This is a genomic window from Actinophytocola sp., from assembly GCF_009379765.1.
GTDB lineage: Bacteria > Actinomycetota > Actinomycetes > Mycobacteriales > Pseudonocardiaceae > Actinophytocola.
Window position 1 is genome coordinate 1 of record NZ_WHTD01000112.1, and the last position, 26,642, is coordinate 26,642.

The 26,642-nt window shown below is 68.7% G+C and carries 30 protein-coding genes and 2 pseudogenes; 15 read left to right on the plus strand and 17 right to left on the minus strand.

The genetic code is table 11. The annotated features are described in order from the left end of the window. The 3 genes and pseudogenes from GEV28_RS28555 to GEV28_RS28565 all read right to left on the minus strand — a co-directional run. A pseudogene (locus GEV28_RS28555) lies at nucleotides 1–717 on the minus strand (hypothetical protein); the annotation flags it as partial. A 47-nt stretch (nucleotides 718–764) separates the two neighbouring features. Then, a complete protein-coding gene (locus GEV28_RS28560; RefSeq protein WP_291415496.1) occupies nucleotides 765–1,328 on the minus strand; it encodes a GNAT family N-acetyltransferase in 564 nt (187 codons plus the stop codon). Between the two features lie 22 nt (nucleotides 1,329–1,350). Next, nucleotides 1,351–1,596, minus strand: a complete 246-nt coding sequence (locus tag GEV28_RS28565; RefSeq protein WP_291415498.1) for a hypothetical protein — start codon at nucleotides 1,594–1,596, stop codon at nucleotides 1,351–1,353. A 484-nt stretch (nucleotides 1,597–2,080) separates the two neighbouring features. Here GEV28_RS28565 and GEV28_RS28570 point away from each other — a divergent pair, with 484 nt between their 5' ends. The 3 genes from GEV28_RS28570 to GEV28_RS28580 all read left to right on the plus strand — a co-directional run bounded on the left by GEV28_RS28570 (nucleotide 2,081) and on the right by GEV28_RS28580 (nucleotide 4,237). After that, nucleotides 2,081–2,296, plus strand: a complete 216-nt coding sequence (locus tag GEV28_RS28570; protein WP_291415499.1) for a DUF397 domain-containing protein — start codon at nucleotides 2,081–2,083, stop codon at nucleotides 2,294–2,296. Nucleotides 2,297–2,440: 144 nt separating this feature from the next. Continuing rightward, nucleotides 2,441–3,304 (plus strand): helix-turn-helix transcriptional regulator, encoded by an 864-nt coding sequence (locus GEV28_RS28575; RefSeq protein WP_291415501.1) that lies wholly within the window; start codon nucleotides 2,441–2,443, stop codon nucleotides 3,302–3,304. Between the two features lie 66 nt (nucleotides 3,305–3,370). After that, the gene (locus tag GEV28_RS28580; protein WP_291415502.1) at nucleotides 3,371–4,237 is read left to right on the plus strand and encodes an SAM-dependent methyltransferase; all 867 of its coding nucleotides are present in this window, start codon (nucleotides 3,371–3,373) and stop codon (nucleotides 4,235–4,237) included. Nucleotides 4,238–4,345: 108 nt separating this feature from the next. Here the strand turns inward: GEV28_RS28580 and GEV28_RS28585 are convergent, their stop codons facing one another. Next, nucleotides 4,346–7,126 (minus strand): hypothetical protein, encoded by a 2,781-nt coding sequence (locus tag GEV28_RS28585; RefSeq protein ID WP_291415504.1) that lies wholly within the window; start codon nucleotides 7,124–7,126, stop codon nucleotides 4,346–4,348. 251 nt (nucleotides 7,127–7,377) lie between these two features. Between GEV28_RS28585 and GEV28_RS28590 the strand changes: the two genes are divergently transcribed. Both GEV28_RS28590 and GEV28_RS42620 read left to right on the plus strand, forming a co-directional pair. Then, nucleotides 7,378–9,699: a discoidin domain-containing protein gene (locus GEV28_RS28590; RefSeq protein ID WP_291415506.1), complete on the plus strand. Its 2,322-nt coding sequence runs from the start codon at nucleotides 7,378–7,380 to the stop codon at nucleotides 9,697–9,699. 139 nt (nucleotides 9,700–9,838) lie between these two features. Beyond that, nucleotides 9,839–10,267: a GNAT family N-acetyltransferase gene (locus GEV28_RS42620; RefSeq protein ID WP_367115209.1), complete on the plus strand. Its 429-nt coding sequence runs from the start codon at nucleotides 9,839–9,841 to the stop codon at nucleotides 10,265–10,267. A gap of 1,151 nt (nucleotides 10,268–11,418) precedes the next feature. Here GEV28_RS42620 and GEV28_RS28600 read toward each other — a convergent pair. Then, nucleotides 11,419–12,492, minus strand: coding sequence for a helix-turn-helix transcriptional regulator (locus tag GEV28_RS28600; RefSeq protein WP_291415510.1), 1,074 nt, complete (start codon nucleotides 12,490–12,492; stop codon nucleotides 11,419–11,421). A gap of 460 nt (nucleotides 12,493–12,952) precedes the next feature. Between GEV28_RS28600 and GEV28_RS28605 the strand changes: the two genes are divergently transcribed. Beyond that, nucleotides 12,953–13,723 carry a hypothetical protein gene (locus GEV28_RS28605; RefSeq protein WP_291415512.1) on the plus strand — a complete coding sequence of 257 codons (771 nt, stop codon included), beginning with the start codon at nucleotides 12,953–12,955 and terminating at the stop codon, nucleotides 13,721–13,723. A 343-nt stretch (nucleotides 13,724–14,066) separates the two neighbouring features. On the opposite strand, the gene GEV28_RS42625 is transcribed toward GEV28_RS28605, so the two are convergent. The 6 genes and pseudogenes from GEV28_RS42625 to GEV28_RS28630 form a co-directional block, all read right to left on the minus strand. Then, entirely contained in the window at nucleotides 14,067–14,150 is an 84-nt protein-coding gene (locus GEV28_RS42625; protein ID WP_367115210.1) for a helix-turn-helix domain-containing protein, read from the minus strand. Beyond that, nucleotides 14,137–14,292: pseudogene (locus GEV28_RS42630) on the minus strand (helix-turn-helix domain-containing protein); the annotation flags it as partial. The pseudogene GEV28_RS42630 and the gene GEV28_RS42625, both read right to left, overlap by 14 nt. Next, nucleotides 14,292–14,546, minus strand: coding sequence for a hypothetical protein (locus GEV28_RS28615; protein WP_291415513.1), 255 nt, complete (start codon nucleotides 14,544–14,546; stop codon nucleotides 14,292–14,294). The gene GEV28_RS28615 and the pseudogene GEV28_RS42630, both read right to left, overlap by 1 nt. Further along, nucleotides 14,543–14,836 carry a hypothetical protein gene (locus GEV28_RS28620; protein ID WP_291415515.1) on the minus strand — a complete coding sequence of 98 codons (294 nt, stop codon included), beginning with the start codon at nucleotides 14,834–14,836 and terminating at the stop codon, nucleotides 14,543–14,545. The genes GEV28_RS28615 and GEV28_RS28620 overlap by 4 nt, the downstream gene beginning before the upstream one ends. Nucleotides 14,837–15,261: 425 nt before the next feature. After that, the gene (locus GEV28_RS28625; RefSeq protein ID WP_291415517.1) at nucleotides 15,262–15,597 is read right to left on the minus strand and encodes a hypothetical protein; all 336 of its coding nucleotides are present in this window, start codon (nucleotides 15,595–15,597) and stop codon (nucleotides 15,262–15,264) included. After that, on the minus strand, nucleotides 15,594–16,040 hold the full coding sequence (locus GEV28_RS28630) for a hypothetical protein (protein WP_291415518.1): 447 nt from the start codon (nucleotides 16,038–16,040) through the stop codon (nucleotides 15,594–15,596). The genes GEV28_RS28625 and GEV28_RS28630 overlap by 4 nt, the downstream gene beginning before the upstream one ends. Nucleotides 16,041–16,284: 244 nt before the next feature. Here GEV28_RS28630 and GEV28_RS28635 point away from each other — a divergent pair, with 244 nt between their 5' ends. From GEV28_RS28635 to GEV28_RS28655, 5 genes are all read left to right on the plus strand, one after another. After that, on the plus strand, nucleotides 16,285–17,130 hold the full coding sequence (locus tag GEV28_RS28635; protein ID WP_291415520.1) for a helix-turn-helix transcriptional regulator: 846 nt from the start codon (nucleotides 16,285–16,287) through the stop codon (nucleotides 17,128–17,130). Between the two features lie 34 nt (nucleotides 17,131–17,164). Continuing rightward, the gene (locus tag GEV28_RS28640) at nucleotides 17,165–17,341 is read left to right on the plus strand and encodes a DUF397 domain-containing protein (protein WP_291415522.1); all 177 of its coding nucleotides are present in this window, start codon (nucleotides 17,165–17,167) and stop codon (nucleotides 17,339–17,341) included. 193 nt (nucleotides 17,342–17,534) lie between these two features. Further along, entirely contained in the window at nucleotides 17,535–18,431 is an 897-nt protein-coding gene (locus GEV28_RS28645) for a radical SAM protein (protein ID WP_291415537.1), read from the plus strand. A gap of 91 nt (nucleotides 18,432–18,522) precedes the next feature. Further along, nucleotides 18,523–19,182 (plus strand): AAA family ATPase, encoded by a 660-nt coding sequence (locus GEV28_RS28650; RefSeq protein ID WP_291415524.1) that lies wholly within the window; start codon nucleotides 18,523–18,525, stop codon nucleotides 19,180–19,182. A 38-nt stretch (nucleotides 19,183–19,220) separates the two neighbouring features. Next, nucleotides 19,221–20,006, plus strand: a complete 786-nt coding sequence (locus GEV28_RS28655; RefSeq protein ID WP_291415526.1) for a phosphotransferase — start codon at nucleotides 19,221–19,223, stop codon at nucleotides 20,004–20,006. 75 nt (nucleotides 20,007–20,081) lie between these two features. Here the strand turns inward: GEV28_RS28655 and GEV28_RS28660 are convergent, their stop codons facing one another. After that, nucleotides 20,082–20,336 carry a DNA-formamidopyrimidine glycosylase family protein gene (locus GEV28_RS28660; RefSeq protein ID WP_291415528.1) on the minus strand — a complete coding sequence of 85 codons (255 nt, stop codon included), beginning with the start codon at nucleotides 20,334–20,336 and terminating at the stop codon, nucleotides 20,082–20,084. Between the two features lie 84 nt (nucleotides 20,337–20,420). Here GEV28_RS28660 and GEV28_RS28665 point away from each other — a divergent pair, with 84 nt between their 5' ends. Next, nucleotides 20,421–21,179, plus strand: coding sequence for a hypothetical protein (locus GEV28_RS28665; RefSeq protein WP_291415530.1), 759 nt, complete (start codon nucleotides 20,421–20,423; stop codon nucleotides 21,177–21,179). 24 nt (nucleotides 21,180–21,203) lie between these two features. On the opposite strand, the gene GEV28_RS28670 is transcribed toward GEV28_RS28665, so the two are convergent. The 5 genes from GEV28_RS28670 to GEV28_RS28690 all read right to left on the minus strand — a co-directional run bounded on the left by GEV28_RS28670 (nucleotide 21,204) and on the right by GEV28_RS28690 (nucleotide 24,284). Further along, on the minus strand, nucleotides 21,204–21,950 hold the full coding sequence (locus tag GEV28_RS28670) for a GNAT family N-acetyltransferase (protein ID WP_291415531.1): 747 nt from the start codon (nucleotides 21,948–21,950) through the stop codon (nucleotides 21,204–21,206). Nucleotides 21,951–22,002: 52 nt separating this feature from the next. Further along, the gene (locus GEV28_RS28675; RefSeq protein WP_291415532.1) at nucleotides 22,003–22,656 is read right to left on the minus strand and encodes a hypothetical protein; all 654 of its coding nucleotides are present in this window, start codon (nucleotides 22,654–22,656) and stop codon (nucleotides 22,003–22,005) included. A gap of 253 nt (nucleotides 22,657–22,909) precedes the next feature. Next, nucleotides 22,910–23,701 (minus strand): pentapeptide repeat-containing protein, encoded by a 792-nt coding sequence (locus tag GEV28_RS28680; RefSeq protein ID WP_291415533.1) that lies wholly within the window; start codon nucleotides 23,699–23,701, stop codon nucleotides 22,910–22,912. Nucleotides 23,702–23,738: 37 nt separating this feature from the next. Next, nucleotides 23,739–23,975 (minus strand): hypothetical protein, encoded by a 237-nt coding sequence (locus GEV28_RS28685; protein ID WP_291415534.1) that lies wholly within the window; start codon nucleotides 23,973–23,975, stop codon nucleotides 23,739–23,741. Between the two features lie 57 nt (nucleotides 23,976–24,032). Next, nucleotides 24,033–24,284 (minus strand): hypothetical protein, encoded by a 252-nt coding sequence (locus tag GEV28_RS28690; RefSeq protein ID WP_291415539.1) that lies wholly within the window; start codon nucleotides 24,282–24,284, stop codon nucleotides 24,033–24,035. Nucleotides 24,285–24,589: 305 nt separating this feature from the next. Here GEV28_RS28690 and GEV28_RS28700 point away from each other — a divergent pair, with 305 nt between their 5' ends. The 3 genes from GEV28_RS28700 to GEV28_RS28710 form a co-directional block, all read left to right on the plus strand. Continuing rightward, the gene (locus tag GEV28_RS28700; RefSeq protein ID WP_291415535.1) at nucleotides 24,590–25,105 is read left to right on the plus strand and encodes a hypothetical protein; all 516 of its coding nucleotides are present in this window, start codon (nucleotides 24,590–24,592) and stop codon (nucleotides 25,103–25,105) included. Next, a complete protein-coding gene (locus GEV28_RS28705; protein WP_291415538.1) occupies nucleotides 25,075–25,494 on the plus strand; it encodes a methyltransferase domain-containing protein in 420 nt (139 codons plus the stop codon). Before GEV28_RS28700 ends, GEV28_RS28705 begins: the two co-directional genes overlap by 31 nt. A 372-nt stretch (nucleotides 25,495–25,866) precedes the next feature. Beyond that, nucleotides 25,867–26,642: DUF222 domain-containing protein (locus GEV28_RS28710; RefSeq protein WP_291415536.1), on the plus strand; the 776-nt coding region annotated here is incomplete at its 3' end.

The window sequence follows — 26,642 nt, forward strand, 5'->3', positions numbered from 1 at the left end:
CCGGCGGCGCTCGGCCGCGGGCAGCTCGCCCAGCACCGCCTCGGCGACCGCCGGGATCATCCGCTCGCCACCGGGAACCAGCAGGCCCTCGTCGCGCAGGGTGCGCAGCGGCGCGGGCAGCGAGCCGGCCGGGAGCTCGGCGGCCGTGGCGAGCATGTCGTCGGTCAGGTCGAGGCGCAGCGCCAGCACCCGGCCGACCGCGCCGACGTCCGGCGGGAGGATCGCGAACCGCCGCTGCACCCGCGCCACCAGCGCCGGCGCCGGGTCGGGGCCTTCGGCCGCGGCGACGGCGACGGCCACCGCTGCGAGCCCGGCCGACGCGTCGTGCACGGCCGCGGCGGTCTCCGGCGACACCGGCCGGCCGGTCACCGTGGCCACCAGCGCGGCCAGCTCGTCGCGACCCAGCGGGCCCATCAGCTCGACGCCGCCGGTGGCCGACACGGCCTCGTCGAGCTCGGCCAGCTCCGGGCGGTCGATGGTGGGCCTGCGCGACATCACCATCCGCGCCCCGTCCCGGGCCGCCGCGGCGAGCGCGCGCAAGGTGTCGGCGGGCAGCCGGTGCGCGTCGTCCACGACGACGAGCGAGCCCTCGGCGCGGGCGGCCGCCAACCCGTCGGCGGAGCCGGTGACCCACCAGGCCGCCGTCCCGGACGCGGCCGCCAGCCGGCCCAGGCGGTACGTCCGCCCGGCGCCGTCGACGCCCACGACCACGGTCACCTGTCGACCTCCTCGCGCCGGGTGCCGGAATAGTACAAACGATCAGGTCATCCCCGGCCGGCGCCGGGCCACGGGCCGGGTGGCACGGCCGGCAGCTCGACGGTCACCTGCTCGGTCCGGTAGAGCCGCATGCCGCGCGCCCGGTAGTTGGCCAGCGCGGCCGGGCCGTCCGTCGAGCACGTGTGCACCCACACCCGGCGCGTCGGCGCGTGCCCCGGCCAGCGGTCGGCCAGTCCCCACGCCCTGCGGATCCCCTCGGTGAGCAGGTGGCCGCCGAGCCCCTTGCCCACAAAGGCCGGCAGCAGGCCGAAGTACGCGAGCTCGACCTCTCCGTCGGGAACGCCGCCGTCGAGCTCGACGTACCCGGCCGGGGTGCCCTGGACCATCGCCACCCATGTCTCGACGCCGGGGCGGTCCAGCCGGTCGAGCCACTGCCGCCACGTCCAGCCGAGCCGGTCGATCCAGTACCAGTCGCCGCCGACCGAGGTGTAGAGGAACCTGTTCAGCTCCGGGCTCACCACCTCCGCCCGGGTCACGGGGGTCGGGACGCTGCCCGCCGGGCGCAGCGCGGAGGGATCGGTCTGCTCGAGGTACCAGGTCGTGACGTCCACACCTCGATGATGCACGGCCACGTCAGTCCTCGATGTGGGATCGGAGCTCCGCGAGCCTGCGCCGATGCCGTTGGTGCGCGCGGAGCCCGAGCGCGGCGAGCACCAGCTGGCCGGCCACGCCGAGCACGGCGGCCACCGCGGCGGTGCCGGTGAACAGGACCACCAGCAGCAGCGCGACGCGCAGCGTGATCGGCCACGACTGCAGGGACCGCTCCGCCAGATCCATCCAGGAGTCGGCACCCGCGCGGTGCCGGCCAGGGTGGATCACGACGACCGTGCGCGCAAGACAGCCATTGCGATCCTCGGGTGGATTAATCGGGGGTTGGGGTTCTATACTCGACATGGTTGGTGCTCCTTGACTCCGTATTTTCGAGTAGCAGCCGATGCGGCTCCCTGAACCACCAGGGAGCCGCACTTTTTTCGGTTGTCGGCTGACGCCACCCCCAGGTAGGCGTCAGATTCGAACTAATTCCATATTGCCGGAACGGGTGATCGACTTCTCCGGCCGATCAACACGTGCGCCGAACGGTGCGAAACCCACGATGAATGGCTCGGCGCGAACAGCGCGACTGAACAGCCGCACTGAACGGCACCCAATCCGATTAATCGGAACCGAGATGGCGCATTCCGAACCGCTCCCGGGTTTCCGCGGGCCGTCGCGGTGCGCAACGATGTTGTCACGCGGGGTTGTCCCCGGATTAGTCGCCCGGCAGGATTAATCGTGTTCATGACCAACATGATGGGGAGTGACCATGAACATCACCACGCGGCGGCCTACCTTTTCCGACGACGGCTGGGTCCGGGCCAGCCGGTGCGGCCCGTCCGGCAACAACTGCGTCGAGCTCAACCACGGCGACCACGGTGACCACGGCGTCGTCGGCGTGCGGGACTCGAAGTCGGGCGGCGGCGAAATCTTGATCTTCAGCAGCCGGGAATGGATCGGATTTCTCGCCCGTGGCAGCCGGTGAGCTGATCAAGAAATCCGGGAAACCTGGATTGATCCCCGCCACGTCCGGCCGTACGACCGAGTGGCGAATGATTTTGTCCGGTGACCGACCGTCGCCTACGCTCGGGGAACTCTGTCGTTCTTCCGAGTGATTGGTGGAGATCGGGTGGCAGAAAAGGCCACTAAGCGTCTGTTCCAGTTGGGGCGCGAACTGCGTAAGGCACGCGAACGCGCCGATCTGACGCAGCACGATGTCGCGAGGGCACTGGGCTGCGGGCAGGGCAAGATCCAGAAGATCGAGGACTCCACGACCGAGTCCGTCGGGCGGGACGACCTCGAGGTGATACTGGATCTCTGCCGGATCACCGGCCAGGAACGGGCCCGGCTGACCGCGCTGGCCGGCCGGCGCCGCCGGGGCAACCGGACCGGTCGCAAGCAGCCGGTCGCGTTCGAGCGCCTCCTCGACGCCGAGGCCGACGCGACCGAGATCCTGGCCTGGCACCAGGAGCGAATTCCGGGCCCGTTGCAGTCCGAGCACTACATGCTCAAGCAGTTCGCGCTCGACGGCGTGCAGAACGTGGTCCCGGAACTGCGCAGACGGCTCGGTCGCGCCGTGATCTTCACCGTGGCGGACCCGCCGCTCTACCAGGTCGTGCTGAGCGAGTCGTCGCTGCACCGCATGCCCGGCGGGCGTACGCCTGCGCTCGTGGTGGACCAGGCGGAACATCTCCTGCGGCTCTGCGACACCCACGAACGGCTTGTCCTGCAGATACTCACCTTCGAAGCCGACATCCCATTCGCCGAGCCGGACTTCACGATCCTGAGTTTCGCCGGTGCGCGGGCGGACTTCGCCTACAACGAGAACCTGATCAGCACGCGCATCTCCACCGCGCAGAAAGTCGTGGCGAATTGCCGCGCGAAGTGGACCCAGTTGCATCAGGCCGCCCTCAGCCCGGACGACAGCAAGAAATTTCTCCAGGACCTCGTCGCCGACACGCGCGCCGGGTGGACGTGGCCGGACAACGAGTAGGTTCCTCGCCGCGGCCACACCGGATAGCATGAGAAACCGGCCAACCGTGGGAAGGACTTGATTTCTGTGCCTGAGTCGTCAGAGCCGATTCCACCCAAAGGCGTCGACCTCACCCGGCCCAGCGTCGCCCGGGTTTACGACTACTATCTCGGCGGCACCGCGAACTGGGCGATCGACCGCGAGTTCGGCGAACGAGTTCTCGACAGGTTCCCACTGGTCAAGAACATAGCGGTGGCCAACCGGCTGTTCCTGAACAGGGTTGTGCGGCATCTCGCCAAGCTCGGCGTGCGCCAGTTCCTCGATATCGGCGCGGGCGTGCCGACCGCGGGAAACACCCACCAGGTCGCCGACGAGGTCGCCCCCGACACCCGGGTCGTCTACGTCGACAACGAGCCGGTGGCGGTGGCGCACGGCGAGTTGCTGCTGGACAAGGAGGGCGACCCCACCCGACACGCGGTGATCCACGCCGACCTGCGCGACCCGGACGGCTTGTGGCGCGACGCCGTCGCCACCGGCGTCCTCGACCCCGAGGAGCCGGTCGCCCTGCTGATCATCGCCGTGCTGCACGTGTTCCAGCCCGGCCCGGACGGCACCGACATCAGCGAGCAGTCGCTCGCCCGCTACCGCGAGCTCCTGGCTCCCGGCTCGTACCTGGCGATCTCCCACGCGACGGATGAGGGAACCCCGTCCGAGCTCACCCAGCGGTTGGCAGACCTCAAGCGCATGTACGACACCTCGAGCAGCAACAAGGTGATCTGGCGCCCCCGGGCCGAGATCGACTCGCTGTTCGGCGACTTCGAGCTCGTCGAGCCGGGCACCGTGTGGTCGCCGCAGTGGCACCCGGAGCAGACCGGCCCGAACGCCACACCGATCACCTTCGACACCCCGAGCCATGCCGTCGTCTGGGCCGGCGTCGGCAAGAAGACCAGGTAGCGGAGTCGGTCTGTAGCCGCCGGGCGGCGGGTCCTGAGCGTTGGACTCGCGGGTCCTGAGCGTTGGACTCGCGGCGCTCTCGCCCCACCGGCCCGGCGGTTCCGCCCGCTACGGGACGATCCGGAAGGCGTCGATCATGCCCACCGAGGTGCTGCGGTTGACCACGCGGATCGTGTGCTGGGACCGGGGCAGACCGCCGCGCTGCCAGACCACCTGCTGCACCTGGCGGGCACCGCTCGCCCGCAGGTCCACGGTGGCCTGGAACTGGTCGTCCAGGTAGACGTCCACCGGGCCCATATCCCCGTTGCGTTCGGACAGGTACTCGATCCCCGTGCCGGTGAACGTGTACGACGCGACCGCGTTGACCACCGTGCTGTGGTGGGTGTCGTCGTTGTAGTCGCCGTAGCCCCGGTTGGTGGTGCGGTACCAGTCGGTGTCGTAGGTGCCCTCGGTGTCGTTGACGAGCCCGCCCGCGGTGGCGTCGAGACCCAGGGTGGACGCGGTGCCGCTCAACGACTTCGCGCCCTGGTTCCGCGTCCCGGTGAGCCGGACGTGGCCGTAGTCGGTGAGCGGCTTGGCCGTCCGTTCCACGACGTACACGGTGCCGGCCGCGGTGGCGAACTCGAGCTCGGCCGCGGACGTGGTCAGCAGGATGGCGTTGTCCGACGCGCGGCGCACCCGCACCTGCTGGCCACCCCACGGGTTCACGACTCGCGCCGTGGCACCCCACTGGCTGCGCAGGCCGACGTACTTGGTCTCACCGGCCTCGCCCTCCGCGCTCACCAGGAACCCGTTCTTGGCCAGCAGGGTGAACTTGCCGACGAACGACGAGTCGCCCGGCACCGCTGGGAACACCCGGATCTTGTCGTTGTAGGACTGCAGCAGCGACTCGTTCATCGCCGACAGGTGCACGCCGTGGTACTCGAACACGCCGTTCGTGTTGTTGGTGAAGCCGTTCGGGTAGTTCTGGTACTGCCGCAGCATGGTCTTCATGCCCTGGTACGTCTGGTCGCCCAGCCCGAGCCGCGCGGCCTGGACCGCGTCGTTGGCCCACACGTTGCCGTACGGGAACGGACGACGGTTCCACGTGTTCACCGCGGTCTGGTGGTCCGGGTAGCCGATGCCGGTGATGTCGTAGGGCCAGATCAGCTCCGCGGCCACGTTCTCGTTGTTGCGCGTCTGCGCGATCGGCGGCTGGTGCGGCACGTACGCGCCGCTCTCGGTCGGGTACGGCACCAGGTTGTCGAGGTTGTGCTGCCACTGCGGGCGAAGGTCCGCGTCGAGGCCGAGCTGCTGGGAGACCCGGACAGCAAGCGGGAAGAGGCTGCGCACCGCCGCGAGGTCGGTGATCGCGTTGCGCACGTTCCAGTACGTCTCGTGCGAGTTGGAGCTCGCCATGTAGTACTTGCCCGCGCCGTCCACCGACAGCATGCGCGAGTAGAACTTGGCCACCTCACGCATGTACGGGTACGCGGTGTCGCGCAGATAGTCGCCGTCATTGGTGTACCGGTACTGCAGGTACATGTTGTACGCGGCCTCGTAGCCGGTCGACAGGATGTTCTTGGTGTAGTCGCTGCCGACCGTGCCCCGGGCGTTGCCGTCCCAGCCCATCGTCTCCGGCACCCACAGGCCGTCGACACCGTACCTGGTCTGGGTGTACGCCTTGAGCGCGGCGAAGTTGCGGCTGTACAGGCGGTTGAAGGTGTTCATCAGGTCGACGTGGTTGGAGGCCAGGAACGAGTTGTAGACGTCGCGCTGGTTCCAGTACCAGTAGGCGTTGCTCCATTTCGTCGAGTCGCCGGTCGCGCGGAAGACGCCGTTGATGAAGTGGAACGGGTAGTTGCCGTAGCCGCCCGCGGCGACCAGGAAGGTGCTGAGGTAGTAGACGTTCTCCATGTAGTCCGCGTCGCCGCCCAGGCCCGAGTACTGCACGAACGACCTGTCCCAGAACGAATGCCACCAGCTGCGGTAGCTGGTGAGCGTCGTGCTGTAGCCGGTGCTCCGCACCGCGTTGAGCGCGTTCCTGGCCTGGTCGACCGAGTTGTTGCCCGGCGCGTTCAGCCTCGTGGCCGCGGTGAACCAGATCGTGTAGCTCGACGTCGGGGTGATCGAGAGCCGGACCCGGCTGCCGTTCACCACCGACGCCGAGTAGTTCGCTCCCTCGACGGTGGCGGCGAGCGTGTAGCCGAAGTGCTGCGGGTCGGCCTGGCCACGGCTCAGACCCGCGCCGCTCGCGTCGGCGTACGTGGACACGGTGCGCCAGGTGTCGATGTCGGGCACGTCGCCGCTGTTGCCGAGGTTCGCGACGTCCCAGAGGGACAGTTCCAGGGTGATGCCGGAGACGCCGCCGCGGGCGTCGTCGACGTGGATGCCCATCACCTCGGAGTTGGGCGAGCCCATCACGGTGACGGTCCGGTTCGAGTCGTACCTGGTCGTCAACGTCCCGTCGTAGAGGGAAAGGCGCTGCTCGTAGGTGCTGTAGCCGGAGTCCATCGCCGGCGTGGTGGCGAGGTTCACCAGGCCCGCGCCGAACGCGGTCTGCTGCGAGACGTCCACACCGGACACCTGCATGGTGAGCCCGTTGGCCTGCCAGGCCATCGCGCCGGTCCGGCCGTTGCCGACGGTGAGCCCGTGGTTCGGGTTGGTGTTGGGCCGGTTGTAGACGATGTCGTGTTTGGACAGATAGCTCGCGTGGTCGACGTCGAGGACGCCGCTGGAGGTGCTGAACGCGGCGTCGGTGGGGGACGCGGCGGCGGGTGGGGCGGCGGGCAGGCCCGCCAGCGGGGTCGCGAGGACGGCAAGGGCAACGATGACCTTGGACACGGTGCGCACGACTCGGTCCTCTCCGGGAAAGAGCAGCAGGGCGGAGATGTCACGACCAGTGAACATCCGAGGTATATGGGTAGTCAAGGTCGAAAGTTGACGTCTTGCACGATCATGCGAGCTGTTAGATCCGATGTATGCCGCAGACGATGCTCGACCGGTCGGGTATTTTCGTAGTTCCGTAGAACTCTTGCGCCACGTTGTCCGTGATTTATATGATCTGACCCACACTCGACGGCAACCCCGTCGTGCCCTGCATCGACCGCACACAAGCCAAGGAAGGCGAGTGTCGCCCCGTGTCCCCACGTGTCCTCAGCGTGCCCAGAAACCCCCGTCCGGTCAGTGGAACGGCCAGACTCGGCGCCGCCGTCGTCGCCGTGCTCTCGGCCTCCGGGCTGGCCGTCGTCTCGGTCGGCACGGCCGGCGGACCGGCGCCCGCGCTCGCCGCGGCGGCCGCGGCGGTGTCGCCGCTCGACGTCGACGGCCGCGGCGCCGCGGTCGGTTTCCTTGAGCAGGAGGCCGAGAACGTCGCGACGAACGGGACGGTGATCGGCCCGAGCCGCACGGCCGGCACGCTGCCCGGCGAGGCGTCCGGTCGCAAGGCCGTGACGCTGTCCGGCCAGGGCCGGTACGTGGAGTTCACGCTGTCGGCGCCGGCGAACTCGGTCACCTTCCGGTACAGCCTCCCGGACAACTCGGCGGGCACCGGCATCGACTCGTCGATCGGCCTGTACGTCAACGGGTCGAAGGACCGCGACGTCGCGCTGACCTCCCGCTACGGCTGGTACTACGGCTCGTACCCGTTCACGAACCGGCCTGGCGACGGCAAGGCGCACCACTTCTACGACGAGACCCGGGTGCTCCTGGGCGCCACCGTCCCCCAGGGCGGGAAGGTCCGGCTGCAGGTCGACGCCGGCTCGACCCCGACCACGGTCGACCTCGCGGACTTCGAGCAGGTCGCCGGGCCCGCGCAGGCCCCGTCGAACTCCTTGTCCGTCACCGAGTACGGCGCCACGCCGAACGACTCCTCCGACGACGCGGGCGCGTTCGACGCGGCGATCGCGGCGGCTCGCGGCCAGAACAAGGAGGTGTGGGTCCCGGCCGGCGTGTTCACGCTGAACCGGCACATCACCGTCGACCAGATCACGATCCGCGGCGCCGGCCAGTGGCACACCGAGCTGCGCGGCAGCAGGCCCGGCCTGTTCGGCAAGGGCGAGCCGGCGAGCTGCGGGCACGCGAACTACCCGGGCAACCCCGAGGTGCCGGGAGTGAGCGCCAACGTGAAGCTGCACGACTTCGCGATCATCGGCGACGTCACCGAGCGGGTGGACTGCGACCAGTCGAACGCGATCGGCGGCGCGCTGGGCGGCGGCTCGGTCGTGTCCGGACTGTGGATCCAGCACACGAAGGTCGGGCTCTGGCTGGACGGCCCGTTCTCCGGCCTGACCGTGCGCGGCAACCGGATCCTCGACCAGACCGCGGACGGGCTGAACCTGCACCGTGGCATCAGCAACACCGTGGTGACCGACAACTTCGTGCGCAACTCCGGCGACGACGGCCTGGCGATGTGGGCGGAGACGCAGGCCAACCAGGGCAACACGTTCTCCTTCAACACGGTGATCCTTCCGATCCTGGCCAACAGCATCGCGATCTACGGCGGCAGCGACATCAGCGTGACCGACAACGTGGTGGCCGAGACCCAGGACCAGGGCGGCGGGATCCACATCGCCAACCGGTTCAGCGCGGTTCCGTTGTCCGGCACGACGACCGTCGCGCGCAACACGGCGATCCGGTCCGGGGTGCTCGACTCCAACTGGCAGTTCGGCGTCGGCGCGCTGTGGTTCGACGGCCGCGACTCGCCGCTGACCGGCCGGATCAATGTGTCCGACATGGACATCGTGGACAGCAGCTACGAGGCGATCCAGTTCATCGACGGCGCCACGACCGACATCCACTTCGACGGCGTCCGGATCACCGGCGCCGGCACGTTCGCGATCCAGTACCAGACCCGAGCCACCGGCACGATCAAGGACGTGGTGGCCACGGGCATCGGCCGGGCCGGCACGTACAACTGCCAGTCCCCGGATGTCCTGTTGGGCCTGGTGGACCAGGGCGGGAACGCGGGCTTCAGCACGACTTACTGCGGCCCGTGGCCGACCCCGGTGTACGACGGCGACAACGGCGGCGGCCCCACCGACCCGACCGACCCGCCGGACCCGCCCGCCGGGAACCTGGCCCTGCACAAGCCGATCAGCGCGTCGGGCTCGCAGGGCGGCTTCCCGCCGGCGAACGCGGTCGACGGGAATATCGGCAGCTACTGGGAAAGCAGCAACGACGCGTTCCCCCAGTCGATCACGGTCGACCTGGGTGGCACCGTGGCGGTGCGCCGGGTGGTGCTGAAGCTGCCGCCGCAGGCCGCGTGGGCGACCCGCACCCAGACGCTGTCGGTGTCCGGAAGTACCAACGGTTCCACGTATACAACGGTATCCGGCTCGGCGGGACACACGTTCGACCCGGCGACCGGAAATACGGCAACCGTGAACGTGCAGACGAGCCAGCGCTTTCTCCGCCTGACCTTCACCGCGAACACCGGGTGGCCGGCCGGGCAACTCGCTGAGCTGGAGGTTTACTCGACCTGACGTGGTTTCTCCCGGAGTCCGTCCCGTTCGCCGTTTCCCCGGCGGCGGGCCGGGCTTTCGGTACTGTTGACCTCAAGCCATGGGTGACCTGCAGATACGAGAGGCCCGCTCGACGGACCTACCGGCGCTGACCCAGGCCATGGGCCAGCAGCTGTTCTTCGCCGACCGACTTTCCCGCCAAGATCAGGGCCTCGGCCGGCTGCTGACGGCATGGCAGGACAGTCATCCGGTGGGCGTTGTCTACCTCTGGCTGGAGCCCGCGGAGGAGCCCGAGATCCGCGAGCACCTGCTGGACACGCCCCTGCTAACCCACCTCGAGACTCACGCCGCACACCGAGCCCGGGGCATCGGCACCCGACTCATCAAGGCCGGCGAGAAGTGGCTGTACGCCAAGGGCTACGACCGCGTTGCGCTGGCGGTTGATGTCAACAACGTCCGCGCCGCCCGTCTCTACGCCCGGCTTGGCTACCGGGAGTGGCCGTACTCCACGGTCGAATGCATGTCCCTCACCGACGGCGACGGCCCGCGGAACATCGAGATCTGCCACATCATGGTCAAGCCGCTGTGACACGAACGTGGTCATCGACCCGAGCCCGAGTACGGAGAGCATGGCCCGGGGGCTGCGGTCCTGCCGACCCTTCGCGTACTTGCGGAAGAACATGTCGGAGCGGATGCTCCAGGTCAGCCGGTCGGCCTGCCAGGCTTCGAGATAGCGGACGCACAGCTCCGGAGTGATGAGCTGGCACCTACCGCGAGCGGCCTTCAGCGAGTCGAGCATCCGTCCCCGCTCGGCATCGGGCCGCATCCCGCCGACCATGGCGATCACCTTGGAGATGAAGGAGACCCGCCTCTTCAGGAACTGGCGCCAGAAGCGGACGTCGGCGTCCTTGATCTGCCTTCCGGTGTCGAACAGCCAGAACAGCCCTTCCGCCAGGCAGTCGCCCAGCTCCTCCAGCCGCGCACGCATGTGATCGGCGAACGGGTCATAGGGCTTCTGCAGCACCGTCCCCGTGATGGCGGTCGGCCGCAGGTCCTTGTCCCCGAGGAGGAAGAACCAGTCCTCGTTGTAGATGTTGGGGAAGAACGACGTGATCGAGTCGCGGCCGACCGCGAGCGCGCCGCCGCCGATGAACGTCTCCTGCGCGCCGCCCGCCGCCCGGTAGGCGTGGCAGACGACCGAGTTGTCGGGGAAGCCGCCGATCGCCATCCCGACCCCGGCGTAGCTGTCGGTCAGCCCGGCCGCGTCCTCCAGGTCCTTCGACTCGGAGACGATGATGTCGTCGTCGAGGAAGACGACGCGCTCCCAGCCGACCAGCCTGGCGAGGAGGAGGCCGAGGTTGCGCTTGAGGCTGGTGTCGGTCCGCCGCTCGAACCGGCTGCCCCTGATGAGCTTGTCGGTCGCGAACTCCGGCATCACGCTGCGCGGCAGGTTGCGGACGTCGACAGCGACGAGCTCGACGTTCTTCTTGCGCGCCAGCACGGCGATGGCGCTCGGCGTGGACCATCCGCTGCACAGCACGACGAGCGTGCAGTCGAGCTTGGCGGCCAGGTCGATGGTGGGCTCCAACGCCGTGGCGTACCGCACCGTGGGCACGATGATCGCGTCCACCGGCCTGGGGCGAATCTCGTGCTCAGGCGGCTTGTGGAGCAGGTGCCGGTGGGAACCGTGATGGTCCGGCGAAACCGTTTCAGGAGAACGGTCCGCGGGCGCTGTATCGCTCATTCAGTCACCGGCCACTCGTGGAGGTTGTACTTGGGCTTCGTCCAGTCCGGGGTGAGCACTCTGCCGGCGACGATCTGGACACTGCTGATGATGCTGAACTGGTTGACACCGGAGAAACGGTCGCCGAGGTACTTGGCGTTGCGATCCCGGAACCTCGCGTCGGTCAGAGCCCTGACCACTCCGTAGGTGCCGCGGCCGAACATGCCGTTGCAGATCGTGACGGTCCGCTTCTCGTTGAACGGGTTGGGCGCCCGGTAGAAGAGCGCGACGTCCTCGAGCAGGGTCACCCGGTCACCGACCTTCCTCACCTTCGGCGCGAACAGCTTCACCCGCTCCCCTTCACCGACCTCGAAGCCACCCGGGTTGTCCACGTCCGGCCGGGCCAGCTGGCGCACCGGGAGCTCGACCCGGTCCAGCAGGTCCTTCGTGACGAAGTTCCAGTCGACGCCACCGAGGAGGATCAGGTGGCTGGTGTAGTGGTCCGGCTCCAGCTCGGCGGGGGTACGGACGTAGACGTCGCTGTTGGGGTTGGCCGCCCGGACGTGGCCGTGCAGCTCGAGCATGGCGTCCAGGTCGGCGTACTTGTACAGGTCGACGAAGTCGGGGTCACCGGGATCCGCGTTGGGGAGCTTGGCCTTGAGCCGCACGGGGAGCTCGGACCCGACGATCGTGATGTTCTGGTCCGCTGTGAACTGCCACGGGCTCCCGGTGAACGGAGTGGTGGTCGTGGCGGCGGAAGCCCCGGTTTGGACGTTGTCCCGCAGGCCGACCAGCTCGCGAAGGAGCGCACCTCGGCGGGTGAGCTCCTCCGGGGTCAGCTGGTCGTAGCCGATCAGTCGGTACGGGATCTCCGCCACTGATCGTTCTGTGGCGAAGAAAGTAGCGTAGGCCTCCAGCCGCCTGCGGGGCGGCACCGCCGCCTGGTTCTCCCAGGACGAGATCGACGGCACGCTGATCCCGAACGCCTCGGCGAGCTCGGCCTGCGTGATGTGCCGGCCGGGCCACCCGCCGCCTTCGCGCAGGTCACTGAGCCGCTGCGCCAGAGCGGCGGACCCTTCAGCCGAGTTCACGACATCACGTCCTTCAATGAACTTCAGTTTGGATGCCGAAAGTGGAAAGTGTACATGTACCAAATAGGGGGTGACCATCGGGATTCTCTTGACACGCTGGCAACGTTCCGGGTTCAGCAAAGTTCGAGCTGGACTGTACTCACCCTCCGTACACTCCCGCCGACCGCTTGCCTATCCAGCACTTCACCACTTACTCTGAACATCGTGGTAGTTCGGCCCAGTCTAGCTGAAGTTTACTGAAGTTTGAATCGCGGCTGACCGGACGAGTGTCCGTACCTTCCGCCCACGAGGTGGGAGGCTCGAGGTAGGAGCTGTGATGAAGTCCTTGTCGCAACATCTCCGACTAGCCGACTCGTCCCGGTGTGAGCGTCCCCGCTTCGCCGCGACGGTCGCCCTCCAATGAGCTGCCGGCGGGGTGATCGTCATGAGTCCCCTGTCGCCAGTGCCACTGCATCGCACCATGATCGCAGTGGATATCGAGGGTTCCACCACTAGGAACAACTACGACACCGCAGTCCTCCGCAACGATCTCTACGAGATCTTCGAAGCCGCACTGGAGGCCTGCGGAATCACCAAGGACCTGCTCGACGAGTACACCGACCGCGGGGACGGCCTCATCGCCTACGTGCACCCCGTGAACCAGGTTCCCAAGACCATGGTCGTGAGCACGTTCGTGCCCGCACTGCACAAGCTGCTGCGCAAGCACGCCGCCGACCACCCGACGAGGGAGTTCCGGCTCCGGGTGGCCGTGCACGCCGGGGACGCCCACTTCGACCCCCGCGGGGCGTTCGGCGAGGACGTCAACATCACCGCCCGGCTGGTCGACGCCCAGGAGGTCAAGGACGCCCTCCGGCAGACCTCCGAGCCACTCGTCCTGGTCGTGTCGGACTACATCCACCGTTCGGTGGTCCGCCAGGGCTACGACGGGATCGACGAGACGACGTTCAAGCCGCTGGTCGAGCTCGACGTCGGCGGCCAGGCCTACCGCGGCTGGGTGCAGCTCCCCGGAGAGGCACAGACGATCGGCAAGACGATCCCGCTGATCGACCGGGCCTACAGCCGGGCCCGCTCCGCCGGCCGCTCGGCGAGCCTCGCGGCCGGACGGGCCCAGGTGGCCCGGCTGCGCCGCCGGACCGGGATCACCACCGGCAGGGTCATGGAGAGCCTGCCGAAGAAGGACAGCTCGGGTGACGACTCGACGGAACCGACCCCGAGCCTGAGATCGGGTTGACAGACGCACAGCGCGGCGCGCGCAGAGGCCGCGCTGACGGGCCGTCGAGCGGTCGACCAGCGAGACGCTGACCGACCGCTTTCTGCTTTCTACGGGACTTCTGCGGGGCCTCAGCCGAGGCGGACCGGAAGGGTCGCCGCGGAGTTGGAGAAGAACGACGGCACCGCCGGCAGCTCGGCGGCGTCGACGGCCAGTGACAGGTCCCTCGGCCGACTTGGCGATGATCATGTCGTTTGGCGTTCCTGCCTTGCGCGCCCGATTCGCGTTCTCCTGGATGATCCGCGCATCCTCACGGCTGATCACGGTCTTGTCCTTCGGCTTCTCGAACCTGCCCACCCGGCAATCACCCGCGTCCGCGTCGCGGCGGACCGCCACGTCCGCGCAGAGTCACCGACGACTCGCTGAGTAGGCGGTGGATGAACCCCATAGGAACGGCCGGTCTCGTTGGCCAGCGCGCGAATCGACGCTCCGTGCTCGTACTGCCGAGCGACTCGCTCTCTGAGCTTTGTTCGGTCGTCTCCCCTGATTCGGGCGTGCGCCTTGATCGTCGGCAGTTGCGACCGAGACATCAGAGCCCTCCCCTATACGTGTTCGCCAGCTCGGGCAGGTCGGCCTTCAGGTTCTTGGGCAGCGTCAGCTTCAAGGCATCGTTGGCGAGCTGCACGAACCGCTCCAGGGCGAGCCGCTCGAACACGATGGTCACGGCATCCTGGGGCGAGTTCCCCAAGGTGAACCGGAGTTCGTCCGCAAAGGTGAGGGCGACGGCCATCCGGCAGTCGTCGGGGATCTCCAACCATGCCTCTACGCGGGGCGGATTGTTCACGCGGCCGACTCCTCGCGCTCGTCGTCCTCGTGGGCGTGCGTCTCGTCGAACTCCCGCATCGCGTTGCCGCCGAGACGCATGACCTCGCGGAACGCCTCGACGTCGAGAATGATCTCGGAGCTACCGGTTCGCGCGTTGTCGCCGAACTGAACGTGGACCTCGTCTCCAACGAGGTCGAGCGTGATCGGACAGCCTTCGCGGATCTTGACCCACGAGCTGACCACCATGTCGCTGTAAATGTTGATCTCCTTGGGTTGCGGCTGTTGGCCGGACGGCACAACGGACTTCATGCCTGATCGGGCCAAGGAATGGTCCGGTGGACGTGCCAGGTCGGGGTTCCGCCACGTCCACCGGAGTCTCAGTGGGAGCGTTGGCTACGTAACCCGTGCGCGTCCCGGACGATGTCGCGGATCGCCAGGCCGATGAAGGTCGCCGCGATCGGCAGTAACAGGAAAGCTGTCGGGGTCATATTCGGGCCAGTTCGCTGGGCGTGCGGCAGTGTCGAGACTCAACCGTCGGCACTTCGGGCACCAGGCAGTGCCGGGGCGGGGGTGCTCGAGTACCTGCACAACGCATCGCAGACCGCTAAGGCGACGAGATCGCCGCGCAGCAGAAGCCGGCGCGAGCCGCTTGGGACGTAGTGCTGCATCGGCTGGAATACGCCGGGCCAGCCCTCGGGCTCGTCGGGTGCGGACCGCGGGGCGTGAGTCACGGCTCATCGCCACTCGCCCATCGGTAGACCCGCGTCAGGAGCCTTCGGCGCGTTCGGGTCGTCCGGGGGAACGACCTGGCGCACCGCATCGACCACCAGCGTCGCGGAGCCCGTGACCGACCACGGCCGCTTGCCGTCCGCAGTCTCGCGAACCGCGTAGGCGGTGGCAGAGCTGAGCAGGACAAGCGTGTCCACCGTGCCGTTGTCCCAGCTCCGCTGAATCAGCGTCGTACCGGGAGACAGCGTCTGCCTCCACCGCTCGTCGGCCAAGAACAGGGCTTCGAGCGCAGCGACCATCTCGGTCTTCATGTCCGGCGGATTGGAGTTGCCGCCGCTCATGCCGCATGCCTCCCCCGACGATGGGCACCGGCAGGCGCGATTGCCGAGGCCGTGGTCAGATCCTCGGGTGCGCAGACCGCGCCCGCCGATGGCTGGAGACCGGCAGACGTGGGCGCGTTAAGGGGCTCCGTCGGATCACCCACGCCTGCCGGTTGCTTGTAGCGGCACAACAACCGAGACAGCCAGCCTGGCCGGCGGTACTCGGTCATGCGCTGCTCGAAATCACGAAGGTCAGCTCGCGCACGAACGAACAGCTCGCATCGGGCGCACCTGCCGCGCGGCCCAGCATCCATGCAGGCGACCAAGAACCCCTGGCCGCAGAGCGGCTCAAACCAGCCCTTGCCGGCCTCGATGCCGGACGCCTGCGCGTCATCGGTCACGGCGTGCTCGACGCCGCCATCCTGCGAAGTCATCCAGCAGAAGCGATCGCAGGTCGTTTTCATGCTGGTCGCCTCCCTTCCTGCTGAGTTCTGGCACCCATCCCTCGCGTCTTGCCCCTGCGAGAGCAGATGACGCGAGGGACGGGCGGTCGGCTACAGTGCTACGCACAGCGTGCCGACTCAGGAAACCATACTCAGGAAACTTTCGCGAGTACACATTCAAATGAGTGAACAGGGGTGACTTGAGCCCTGAGTCGTCCGTCAGACTGTGGGCGCACAACGCCCACGTCGAGACAGGAGGGTGATCTTGGCCGAAGTCGGTCAGACGCTGCGACGGCGCAAGCTCGGCAAGGAGCTGCGACGAGCCCGCGAGTCAGCCGGGCTGTCGCAGAGGGATGTGACCAAGGAGGCTCGACTTCAGCCGGGCACCATCAGCAAGATCGAGAATGGTCGTCAGGCGATCCTGCCGCGCAACGTGAAGTTGATCCTGCAAGCGTGCGGCGTCGGGGCTCCCACCATGGATACGTTGATCAGGCTCGCGGAGGAGAGCGACGACGTGGGCTGGTGGATCGCGTTCTCGGACACGATCCCTGACTGGTTCGCTACCTACGTTGACCTGGAGTCCGATGCCGACCAGATCTGGACCTACACGTCCGAGTTGATCGACGGCCTGCTCCAGACCCCGGAGTACGCCGAGGCCGTCGCCCGTGCCGCATACCCAAACATCACCGACGACGAGCTACGCAGGTCAGTCGAACTGCGCACCGCCCGCCAGTCCCAGCTCGACCGGGAGAACCCCGCCGAGCTGCACATCGTGATGAGCGAAGCGGTCATCCGCTGGCCGGTCGGTGGTCCGGAGACCATGCGAAGTCAACTGCTCCACGTCGCGACGATGGCACGCCGACCGAAGATCAACATTCAGGTGCTGCCGTTCTCCGTTGGTGCTCATCCGGGCATGAAGTGCCCGTTCACGCTTCTGCGGTTCCCGGAAGGTTTCGACGACATGGATTGCGTCTACCTCGAGAACGAAAACGGCGAGCTGTGGCAGGAGCGGCCCGGCGACATCACTCGGTACACCGAGGTGTTCCACCGGCTGCGGTCTCTGGCCCTCTCACGCGAGGACACGATCACCCTCCTAGATAGCCTGGTGTAGTCCCCTGCGAGAGATGAAGAAGGGAGGCACGGCGATGGATACGACCCGTGCCAGGTGGCGGAAGTCGAGCCGAAGCGGCGGGAACGGCCAGTGTGTCGAGCTTGCCAATGTTGGCGCGGTCCGCGACTCGAAGAACCCAGCCGGGTCGACGCTGGTCGTCGACCTGACTGGGCTGCTGGCGGCGGCCAAGGCTGGCAACCTGGACCGCTGACCCCGATGGGCGGCGAGCCCAGGAACTCAGCCCTTCTGGGCTCATCGCCCGCGCTGGAGATGGCATGACGACGGTACTACCGCCCTGGCGCGAGTCCAGTCGGCCTGACCGTTGACGAGCACAGCCCTCGACGCACTCGTGGCGACGGGGGCTGTGTCGGTACTGCGGTGGCTGTAGTGGTCGACATGTGGAGGTGGAGAGTTTGCGACGCCCGTCCTTTATCTGGCTGGAGGTCACCGGTCGCTGTCAGTTGAGCTGCACGCACTGCTATGCAGCGTCCGGTCCGCAGGGCTCCGATGGAGTGATGACGGCCGAGGATTGGTCGAACGTCATTGACCAGGCGGCCGGTCTGGGTACTGGCATGGTGCAGTTCATCGGCGGCGAGCCCACGCTCTACCGCGCTCTGCCCGAGCTGGTCGACCGCGCGCTGAGCCGTGGGGTGCAGGTCGAGGTGTACACGAACCTGGTGCACGTGTCACCGTTGATGTGGACCGTGTTCGCGCAGCCTGGTGTTCGGGTCGCGACGAGCTATTACACCGACGATGCCGCCGAGCACGAGTCGATCACCCGTGGCCGGGGCAGTCATGCCCGGACCCGGGCAAACATCGCTGAGGCGGTGCGTAGGTCGATCCCGCTGCGCGTAGGACTGATTGACCTCGCTGACGACCAACGGGTCAACGCGGCCGAGGCCGACCTGCGCGGTCTCGGAGTTACCGAATTCGGCCGCGATCATCTACGTCAGGTCGGCCGAGGCGTGCGCACTGAACAACCGAGCCTGGCGCAACTATGTGGGCACTGCGGACAAGACAAGATCGCCATAGCCCCGGACGGGTCGGTCTGGCCGTGCGTGTTCTCCCGGTGGATCACCGTCGGCAACGTGCGTGAACGAAGCCTCGCGGAGATCATCACAGGTCCAACGATGCGCCAGACCGAGGAAGCGCTCGCGGTGAGTTTCGGTCCGGAGGCCGCGTGCAACCCGAAGTGCTGCCCATCGACAATGTGCGACCCGCAGTGCTCGCCGTCATGCAGTCCGTCATGCCGTCCGGCAGGCAACTGCCGTCCGACGGGAAACTGCGCGCCCCACTACTGAGGGAGTCGTACCCGTGCTTGTCCGCCGCGCGCATGTGCCTGTGTCGTTGGGACCAGACGAGCTAGACGTGTGGCCGTACACCGTCCCGTGTGTGCGGGAGTTGCTCGACCACGGCCTGACGTTCACCCGGCCGGTGACCTTCCTGGTCGGCGAGAACGGATCGGGCAAGTCCACCCTGGTCGAGGCATTCGCCGAGGCGTACGGGTTGGACGCGCACGGCGGACGAGCCGGCCGCAAGTACGGCAACGCCCGACCCAAGACGCCGCTCGGTGAAGTGCTCCGGCTGGAGTCGACTGCGGAAGGCTCGCGAATGCGGGGAGGCTCGCGATCGCGGCAAAAAGGCTATTTTCTGCGTGCTGAAACCGCGTTCGGATTCATGGAAGTGGTAAGCGGCATGCGCGGTTACTGGGACGAGGACACCTCGGAAATGAGCCACGGTGAAGGATTCCTCACCGTGTTTTCCGCAATGTTTAACGAGCCTGGGCTATACCTCATGGACGAGCCGGAGGCAGCGCTGTCGTTCACCTCGTGCATGCGACTAGTCGCCCTTATGCACCAGCTTGGCCAGTCGGGTGCCCAGGTCATCTGCGCGACGCACTCGCCCCTGCTGGCCGCGACACCCGGCGCGGACATCATCGAAATCGGCGACTTCGGTAGCCAGCGCTCGTCATGGAACCAACTCGGAGTGGTCGCTAGTTGGCAGCGCTTCCTCAACGATCCCGAATTCTTCCTACGCCACATCACGGACTGATGGACACCGCAGCAGCAGACGCACATTTCGCGCAATGGATGCGTGACAACCTCGACCACGCCGCACATCACTTCGACCTGACTGTGACCGGTGAGCCGGTCTTCGGCTGGCGGCTGCGGTCGGTCAGTGCCCCGACCGTGGGTACTGGTGGGGATCGCTGGCTGCGGGTCGTGTCGCAGGAACCAGAATGGGCAACCGGCGCACACTGGACCGGCACCGTCGATGCCGACGCGATCAGCGGCATCCGCAAGCCCCGAGTGCTCGACGTCTACGAGTGGACCGACGGGCGCTGCCAGCGCGCGGAGGTGATGACCCACCTGTCCGGCGAGCCGTGCTCGCCGACAGACGTGCTCCGCGACCGGCCCGACCTCACGGCGCACTGGTGGGCTGATCTCGACGGCGCCCTCGCGACGCTGACGGCGACACCAACGCACCGGGTCAACGCCGACCAAGAGAAGGTCACCTGGCGTATCCGCGAGCGGTTCGGCGACGACGTCGACACGACCGTCACGCAGTGGGCGACCGTGCACGGTGACCTACACTGGTCCAACCTCCTGCGCCCACGATTCGGCCTACTCGACTGGGAACTGTGGGGCACCGGTCCGGCCGGCATTGACGAGGCCACCTTGTACTGCTACAGCCTGCTCGTGCCGACGATCGCCGACCAGGTACACACCTCGTTCGCCAGGACACTCGACACACCAGCCGGACGGCTCGCGCAACTTTACGTGCTCGCCCGGCTGCTCAGCCGTATCGACGGCGGTGACTACCCCGACCTCGCCGAACCTCTACACCGCCACGCCGACAGCATCCTCGCTGGCTGACCCCGGTTTCCGAGGCAAGTTGAGTTGCGACAGAGCCGTGATCGTCTCACCGGGTGCTACGGACATGTTCGCTGATCAGCCTGGCGCGCGGCGGCCGGGGTCGTAGATGCGCCACGACCCGTCCATGCCGAGGTGGCAGTGCAGGCTGAGCCCGCCGCCGAAGCGGAGGAACAGGTGCTTGCCCACCGATCGGGCCCGGTCGAACACCCGACCCTTGAGCTCCACAGTGGACAGTCGGGGGTGGCGCAGCTCGGCGCGGCGCAGGGTGGCACCGCCCAGCGCCTCGGTGAGCCGCCGCGCGGTCTGGTGGACGGTGTCCCCCTCAGGCACCGCTCGCCACCCGTTCGGGCGTTGTACCTCGCACGACGTCGAATCTAGGCTCCACCCACCTGACCGCCAAGCGGAAGCGACCGGATGGGTAGGGACCTCGGCATCGACGCCGCCGGCAACCGGGCCGGCGACGCGCTCTGCCGGGTGCCCGGCCCGGGTCGCTGGCTGGGTGGGGTGGTCGTGGCGGCCGCGAGCCTGGTCGGGTCCGTGCTGGCGAGCGTCGGCGGGCTGGCCACCCGCGCGATGCCGGCCGCGGCGGCCGGCGGTGGCATCGTGGTCCTGGGCAAGGTGGTCGCGCTCGTCCAGGCGGTGCTCGGGATGCAGTGGCGGCAGCGGCCGCCGACCGAGGACGAGAAAGCCCTGCTGAGCGCGGTGTACCGGGACTCGGTGAACCTCGACGCCATCCGGCTCGTGCCCGGGTACGCCGGGGTGTTCAGCGCGAACCCCCGGCCGTTCACCCTGGGCAACACGATCTACCTCAAGAAGTCCACCCATCCGGCGACCCTGGTGCACGAGTGCGCGCACGTGTGGCAGTACCAGCACCTGGGCAGCAGGTACACGTTCGAGGCGCTGCGGGCGCAGGCCAAGGTCAAGCCGAGCGCCTACCGGTGGGCCGACGAGCTCGACCGCGGCCGAGCGCACTGGCGGGAGTTCAACCGGGAGGCGCAGGCACAGTTCCTCGAGGACCTGGTCCGCCACGGCCACCAGATACCGCCCGCCGGCAGGACCGGCGAGTTCTTCGCGGCCGACCCGGTGAGCGAGGCGGTGCGGTTCATCCGCGACGGCGTCGACCACACCGACCTCGCCCGCACCACGGTGGCCGAGATCCGCGCCACCCACTGAGCACAGCGTCGTGCACGGCGCCGATCAGCCGGGCAGGCTCAGGTGGACCATGTCGTCCGCGGCCTGGTAGCCCACGCTCGCGTAGAGGCGTTGCTCGTCGGCGCCTGCCGGGGTCAGGAACACCGTTCGGGCGCCCTGGTCGTGGACGGCGGCGGTGAGCCACGCCGTGATGGCCGCACCGACGCCGCGGCGGCGGAACCGTCCCCGGACACCGATGCCCGCGACCTCCGTCGTGCCGTCGACGATGGCCTCGGCCACGCCGCCGCCCACCGGCTCGCCGGTCGCGATGTCCCTCGCGAGCACGGAGAAGCCGCCCTTGGCGAGCCACTCCCTGGACTGCGCGACGTCCAGCTCGGACGCCGGGTCCGGCACGTCGAACGCCTCGTGCTGCGCGTTGACCAGCCCGGCGAAGTCCACATCGGAGCTCGGGACGACCAGCTCGATACCCTCGGGCGCGGGCTTGCGCACCGCCGAGCCGGGTCGGCACAACATCAGCGGCACCCGGCGCTCGGCCACGTAGCCCGCCGCGAGCAGTGCCGACTCGGCCTCGGGCGCGGTGTCGGCGAGGAACTCCAGGCGCGGCAGCAGGTCCCTGCGCCGGTACGCCGCGGTCAGAGCGTCCACATCGGACGCTGTGGGCCGGGCGCCGTCGTCGGGGACGGCGTAGTTGAGGAACGGGTTCGTGGACTCCGCCGAGTACGTCGCCAGGAACGGGCCGACCCGCTCGGTGGTCCGGCCGGCAGCCGCGGCGCGGCGCATGTGTGACTGCATCTGAGACATTGCCGCGCAGTCTGACACGGCGCCGGCCGCGGCCCAACCAGGTTCAACCGAGTGTCCCGCCGGCCACGACGAGCACGGCCCGTACCTGGTCGACTATGTCGCGCTGGTTGGTCGCGAACACCGGGTCGGTCAGCTCGGTGTTGTTGCCCGGCCCGAACTCCAGCACCGGCGTGTGCAGGTGCCCGCCCGGGATGTCGGCGCCGACCGCGTCCCGCAGCAGGGTGGCGCGGTAGGCGATCTCCTTGGACAGGTAGTCCCCGCCCCCGCCCTGCCGGGCGACCGAGCCCGGCGTCGGGCCGTTCGGCCGGGTCACCGGCTGGGTCTGGCCGGCCGGGATCTCGACGACCGAGGTGTGGTCGGACACCGGGAACCGGCCGGTGCTCGCGGCGACGATCTTCGCGTAGGGCAACGTGGTCGGGACGAACTCCGGCGCCGGCAGCACGGTCGGCACGCCCGCGGGGATCGGGATCACGCCGGTGCTGGAGACGTTGTCGTTGTCCGGGTAGCCGCCGCGCCAGCGGCCGTTGTAGCGCTCGACGTCGAACCGGCCGACGCGGCCCTGGCTGATCGTGGTGAACATGTCGACCCTGCCGAGCTGGGGCAGCAACGTGCGCTCGACCACGCCCTGCGCGAACGGCCCCCACCGCACGGGGAACGTCGCGGTCTCGATGCGCGCCGGTCCGCTCGCGGTCCGCACGACCGGGCCGTCGAGGGCGAGCGCGGCCGCACCGGACGGTTGCCGCGCCGGATGTCGATGTCGAGCTGGAACCGGTCGAACCCGGTGACGAGGATCCGCCTGACGCCCCGGCCGGGGTAGTCGATCGAGTCCTGGCCGCGTGCGGACCGCTCCAGGGAGCCGAGCAGTGCGGCACGTCGCTCCGCGCTGAGGTCGAAGCGCGGTGTCCACTGGCGCACGGCCTTGGTGAGCTGCAGGGTTACCGCGCGACTACTCAGACCGGCCAGTGCGCGGGACGGGTGAGGGTCGCCGGCAGCGTGGTGGCGGCGTCGCCGCGCGCGGCGTTCACCTGGAACTGGGTGAGGAACAGGCTCTCCGCCAGGCGGGCGGCACAGACGTCGGCGCCGCGCAGGTCCGCGCCGATGACGTCGGCCCGGCCCAGGTTCGCGCCCTTGAGGTCGGCGCCGATCAGGTAGGCCCCGCGCAGGTTCGCGCCGCGCAGGTCGGCGTCGCGGAGGTCGCGGCCCATCAGGTCCGCACCGCGCAGCTCACGGCCGCGCAGGCCGGCCCGCACCAGCTCGCTCGTGCGCAGCAGCCAGGTGTCGACGGCACCGCGATGGGCGTTGACGTCCACGGCGACCAGCTCGCCGGGCGGCCGGCGGGTCAGCGACTCGGTCTCTTCGAAGGCGCGGCGCAGCTCACCCCGGATCGGCCTCGCCCGCGGGCGGTCGAGCGCCTCGGTGAGGTACCAGAGCAGCTCGTGCAGGTCCCGCATGACCGGGAATACCGCGAACATCGACTCGGCGACCTCCGGGGACGAGCGCCATTCCCGGCCGGCGAAGGACCGGGCGACGTGCTGGCCCGCGCCGAAGCAGTCGTACACCGTGCAGCCGGGGAAACCGCGGTCCCGCAGGTCGGTGTGGATGCCGCAGCGGAAGTCCGCCAGCAGGTTCACGCACGGACGCCCGGCCGGCTTGTCGATCGCGAAGTCCGCCGACCTCGCGAACGCGGGCGCGACGCAGCACAGGCCGAAGCAGCTGGCACAGTCGGCACGCAGGTCGGTCACCGGGTCTCCTACTCGGGCGGGCGTCCCTCCACAGTAGTCAGGTCGTGAGGCGCACCCCGAGCTCCGCCAGCTGTGCCTCGGTGATCGGCAGCGACTCGCGCCCCACGGCGACGCGCCGCGGCCTGCCCGGGCTGTTCGGGTCCGGCTCGAGGTGCTCACTGCCCCAGCTCGCCACCGTCAGCTCGAGGAGCAGGCCGTCCGGCCGGTAGATCCGCAGGGTCTGGGTGAGCGACTGCAACGGCAGCCCCGCCCAGTAGGGGTAGAGCTGCAGCACGGTGCCGTCCGGTTGTTCGAGCCGCTGCGGCGGCTCGCAGTTGCCCTCGTCGAACGCCTACTCGTCGGCGGCGGCGAGCGGCTCACCCTGGACCTCGCTGAGGCTGAGGACGAGGCTGCCCATGCCGCCGTCGTCGCTGACGTCGATGGCGTACTCCCAGGTGGGCAGGCTCCCCCCGGGGCCGGGCGGCACCTGTCGCTCGACGAGCTCGCCGACGGACATGCCCTCGGCGATCTCGGTCAGCCCGACGTGGATCTGCGTCCGCAGGTTGGGCGAGGGCTGGTGGACGCCGAGCCCGCGGCCCGGCATCGGCGCTGCCGGTGACGACCCGGGGCCACTTGGCGTAGAACCGGACGAAGCCCTGCTGCGCGAGCTCCTCCGCCTCGAGCCAGTTGCCGCAGAGCGCGTACGCGGTCCGCCGGGCGGCATCGAACCGGGCCGCGTAGAACTCGGCGAAGTCCCCATCGAAACCGGCCACCCGGCATCCTCCCGCGGTCGTGGACAGGCTAGGAACGCCGTTTCCCGCCGCCGGGTTGCATGCTGCCGGAAAATCACTCGCCGCGGCGGCTCGGGCCGCGTTAGCGTCCGCCGCGTGTTCAACTTCCGACGGTGACGTGACCGCTGGCGTGGCGTGGCTCTGCCGGGTGGAGCGGATCCGGCATCGGGAGGTGTGGTTCACCGCGCCCGCCGTCCTGGACCTGCGCACACCCGATGACGTGTTCCTGGTCGGCTCGGTGTTCCCGGTCGGTCGCACCAGGGCTGATCTCGCGCTCGTGTCCGCCGCGGCCCGGTTCTCGTCGTCGCCACCGTTGCTGGCGTTGCGATCCCGGTGCGGCGGCCCGGTAGCCGGGCCCGCGGTCGAGGTGGTCGCGTCGTTCGTCGGCCGGCGGACCTACAGCCGTTACGACCTGGAGGACGCCGCAGGCACGGCGTTCCCCGGCTACGTGTCCCGCCGGCCGATGCGCTGTCGTGGCGACTCACCGTGGCCGACGACGAGGCGGTGCTGGCGTTGCGTGTCGCCGGCCGGCCACTGCACCGGCGCCCGTACCGCGCACACTCGGTGCCGGGGAGCGTGCATCCGCCACTGGCCGCGGCCCTGGTGCGCCTGGCAGGGGTCGAGCCGGGCATGACGGTGCTCGATCCTTGTTGCGGCGCGGGCACCCTGCTGCTCGAGTCGCCCGGCCTGCGCCTCGGCGTCGACGCCTCCCTCGATGCGCTGGCGTGCGCCCGCGCCAACGGTCTCGCGGCGCTGACCCACGCCGACGCCGGCCACCTGCCCGTGGCGACGGGGAGTGTGGACCGGGTGCTGGTCAACCCGCCGTGGGGCCGCCAGGTCGAGGCGCGCGCCGGCCTCGCCACCTCACCGGCCCGGCTCTGGTACGAGACCGGCCGGGTCCTCCGCCCGGACGGCCTTGCGGCGGCCCTCCTACCCGAACCGGAGGTTTCGGGCCTCCGGACCAAGACGGCGATGCCGATACGCATCGCCGGCCGACCGGCGTTCCTGGTCCTACTGGCCTGACAGGGAGTTTCCCCGCCAGCTGACCGATCGACAGCTCTCCCTTGTGGCGCTCGGGTACGCCGTAACCAAGTCCCAACGGTCAATGGCGCAACATCGAACTTCCTCGGCCTCACGTCGGCACGCCGTTTCCGCAACGCTCACCACCCCGGCTCATTCACCGACGCAGCTTGCGGTGGTTTCGCTCTACATCCGCGCACCGCCGTCACGTTCGTGGCACACCGGCTGGGACGAGTTCCGCGAACTCTGCTCCGACGCCACCCCAGCCCGGCGTTCTCCGCCTCCAGCGGACACGGCGGGTGAGCACCGCCTCGATCGAGTGAAACCGTTGCCGTGCAACGGAAAACGTGCTGCGGTTCGGGTAGAATCGACCATATGTGCGAGCCGATTGTCGATCTACCCGAGGATGCTTCCCCCGAGGCGGTGCCGTTGGCGACGGCGCGCGGGTTCACGCGAGCGGCGTGGCAGCACGAGGGACACTCACTGGAGCAACTCGCCCGGTACGCCGCGGCCAGTGGTGGCGAGTTCGACGCGCTGGAGGTCGCCGCGTTGTTTCGGATCTCTGTCCGCGCCGCGCAGCAGCGTCTGGAGTTGGCGGTGACGTTGGCGACTCGGTTGCCGCGGACGTTGGCGGCGGTGAAAGCGGGCCGGTTCGACGCGTATCGGGCGTCGAAGATCGCTGATGCGACCCTGTCGTTGTCGCTTGAGGATGCGGCGGTGGTGGAGGGGGAGATCCTGGACCGGGTCGAGGACATGCCCGCCGTCAAGTTGGTTCGCGTGTTGCGGCGGATCGTCGCGCGAGTGAACGCCGACGCCCTGCAAGCCCTGCACGAGCAGCGGGTCGCACAACGGCGGGTCGACAACTATCCGACCGAGGACGGCTGTTCCGCGCTCACCGTGCACGGGTCGGCCGCGCGGATCCAGGTCGCGGCGAAACGGGTCGATGCGATCGCCTATCAGCTCCGGGACACCGGCGGCGCCGACGGCCGGACCCTCGACCAACTCCGTAGTGACGTCGCCCTGGACCTGTTGGCGGGTAAGGACTTCGAACACGCGAAGATCATCGTTCAGGTCACGTTGCCGGCCCGGGCCGCGTTGGGGGTGGACAACACTCCCGGGCATTTGGTCGGGTACGGCGACATCGCCGCCCA

Bases quoted from the DNA above. Each gene is read 5' to 3' on its own strand.
- GEV28_RS28625 (WP_291415517.1), bottom strand. From the start codon at position 15,597: ATGAGCGGCGGCAACTCCAATCCGCCGGACATGAAGACCGAGATGGTC.
- GEV28_RS28605 (WP_291415512.1), top strand. From the start codon at position 12,953: ATGATCGCAGTGGATATCGAGGGTTCCACCACTAGGAACAACTACGAC.
- GEV28_RS28585 (WP_291415504.1), bottom strand. From the start codon at position 7,126: ATGTTCACTGGTCGTGACATCTCCGCCCTGCTGCTCTTTCCCGGAGAG.
- GEV28_RS28655 (WP_291415526.1), top strand. From the start codon at position 19,221: ATGCGTGACAACCTCGACCACGCCGCACATCACTTCGACCTGACTGTG.
- GEV28_RS28670 (WP_291415531.1), bottom strand. From the start codon at position 21,950: ATGCAGTCACACATGCGCCGCGCCGCGGCTGCCGGCCGGACCACCGAG.
- GEV28_RS28665 (WP_291415530.1), top strand. From the start codon at position 20,421: ATGGGTAGGGACCTCGGCATCGACGCCGCCGGCAACCGGGCCGGCGAC.
- GEV28_RS42620 (WP_367115209.1), top strand. From the start codon at position 9,839: ATGGGCCAGCAGCTGTTCTTCGCCGACCGACTTTCCCGCCAAGATCAG.
- GEV28_RS28640 (WP_291415522.1), top strand. From the start codon at position 17,165: ATGGATACGACCCGTGCCAGGTGGCGGAAGTCGAGCCGAAGCGGCGGG.
- GEV28_RS28690 (WP_291415539.1), bottom strand. From the start codon at position 24,284: ATGCCGGGCCGCGGGCTCGGCGTCCACCAGCCCTCGCCCAACCTGCGG.
- GEV28_RS42625 (WP_367115210.1), bottom strand. From the start codon at position 14,150: ATGGGGTTCATCCACCGCCTACTCAGCGAGTCGTCGGTGACTCTGCGC.
- GEV28_RS28620 (WP_291415515.1), bottom strand. From the start codon at position 14,836: ATGAAGTCCGTTGTGCCGTCCGGCCAACAGCCGCAACCCAAGGAGATC.
- GEV28_RS28630 (WP_291415518.1), bottom strand. From the start codon at position 16,040: ATGAAAACGACCTGCGATCGCTTCTGCTGGATGACTTCGCAGGATGGC.
- GEV28_RS28570 (WP_291415499.1), top strand. From the start codon at position 2,081: ATGAACATCACCACGCGGCGGCCTACCTTTTCCGACGACGGCTGGGTC.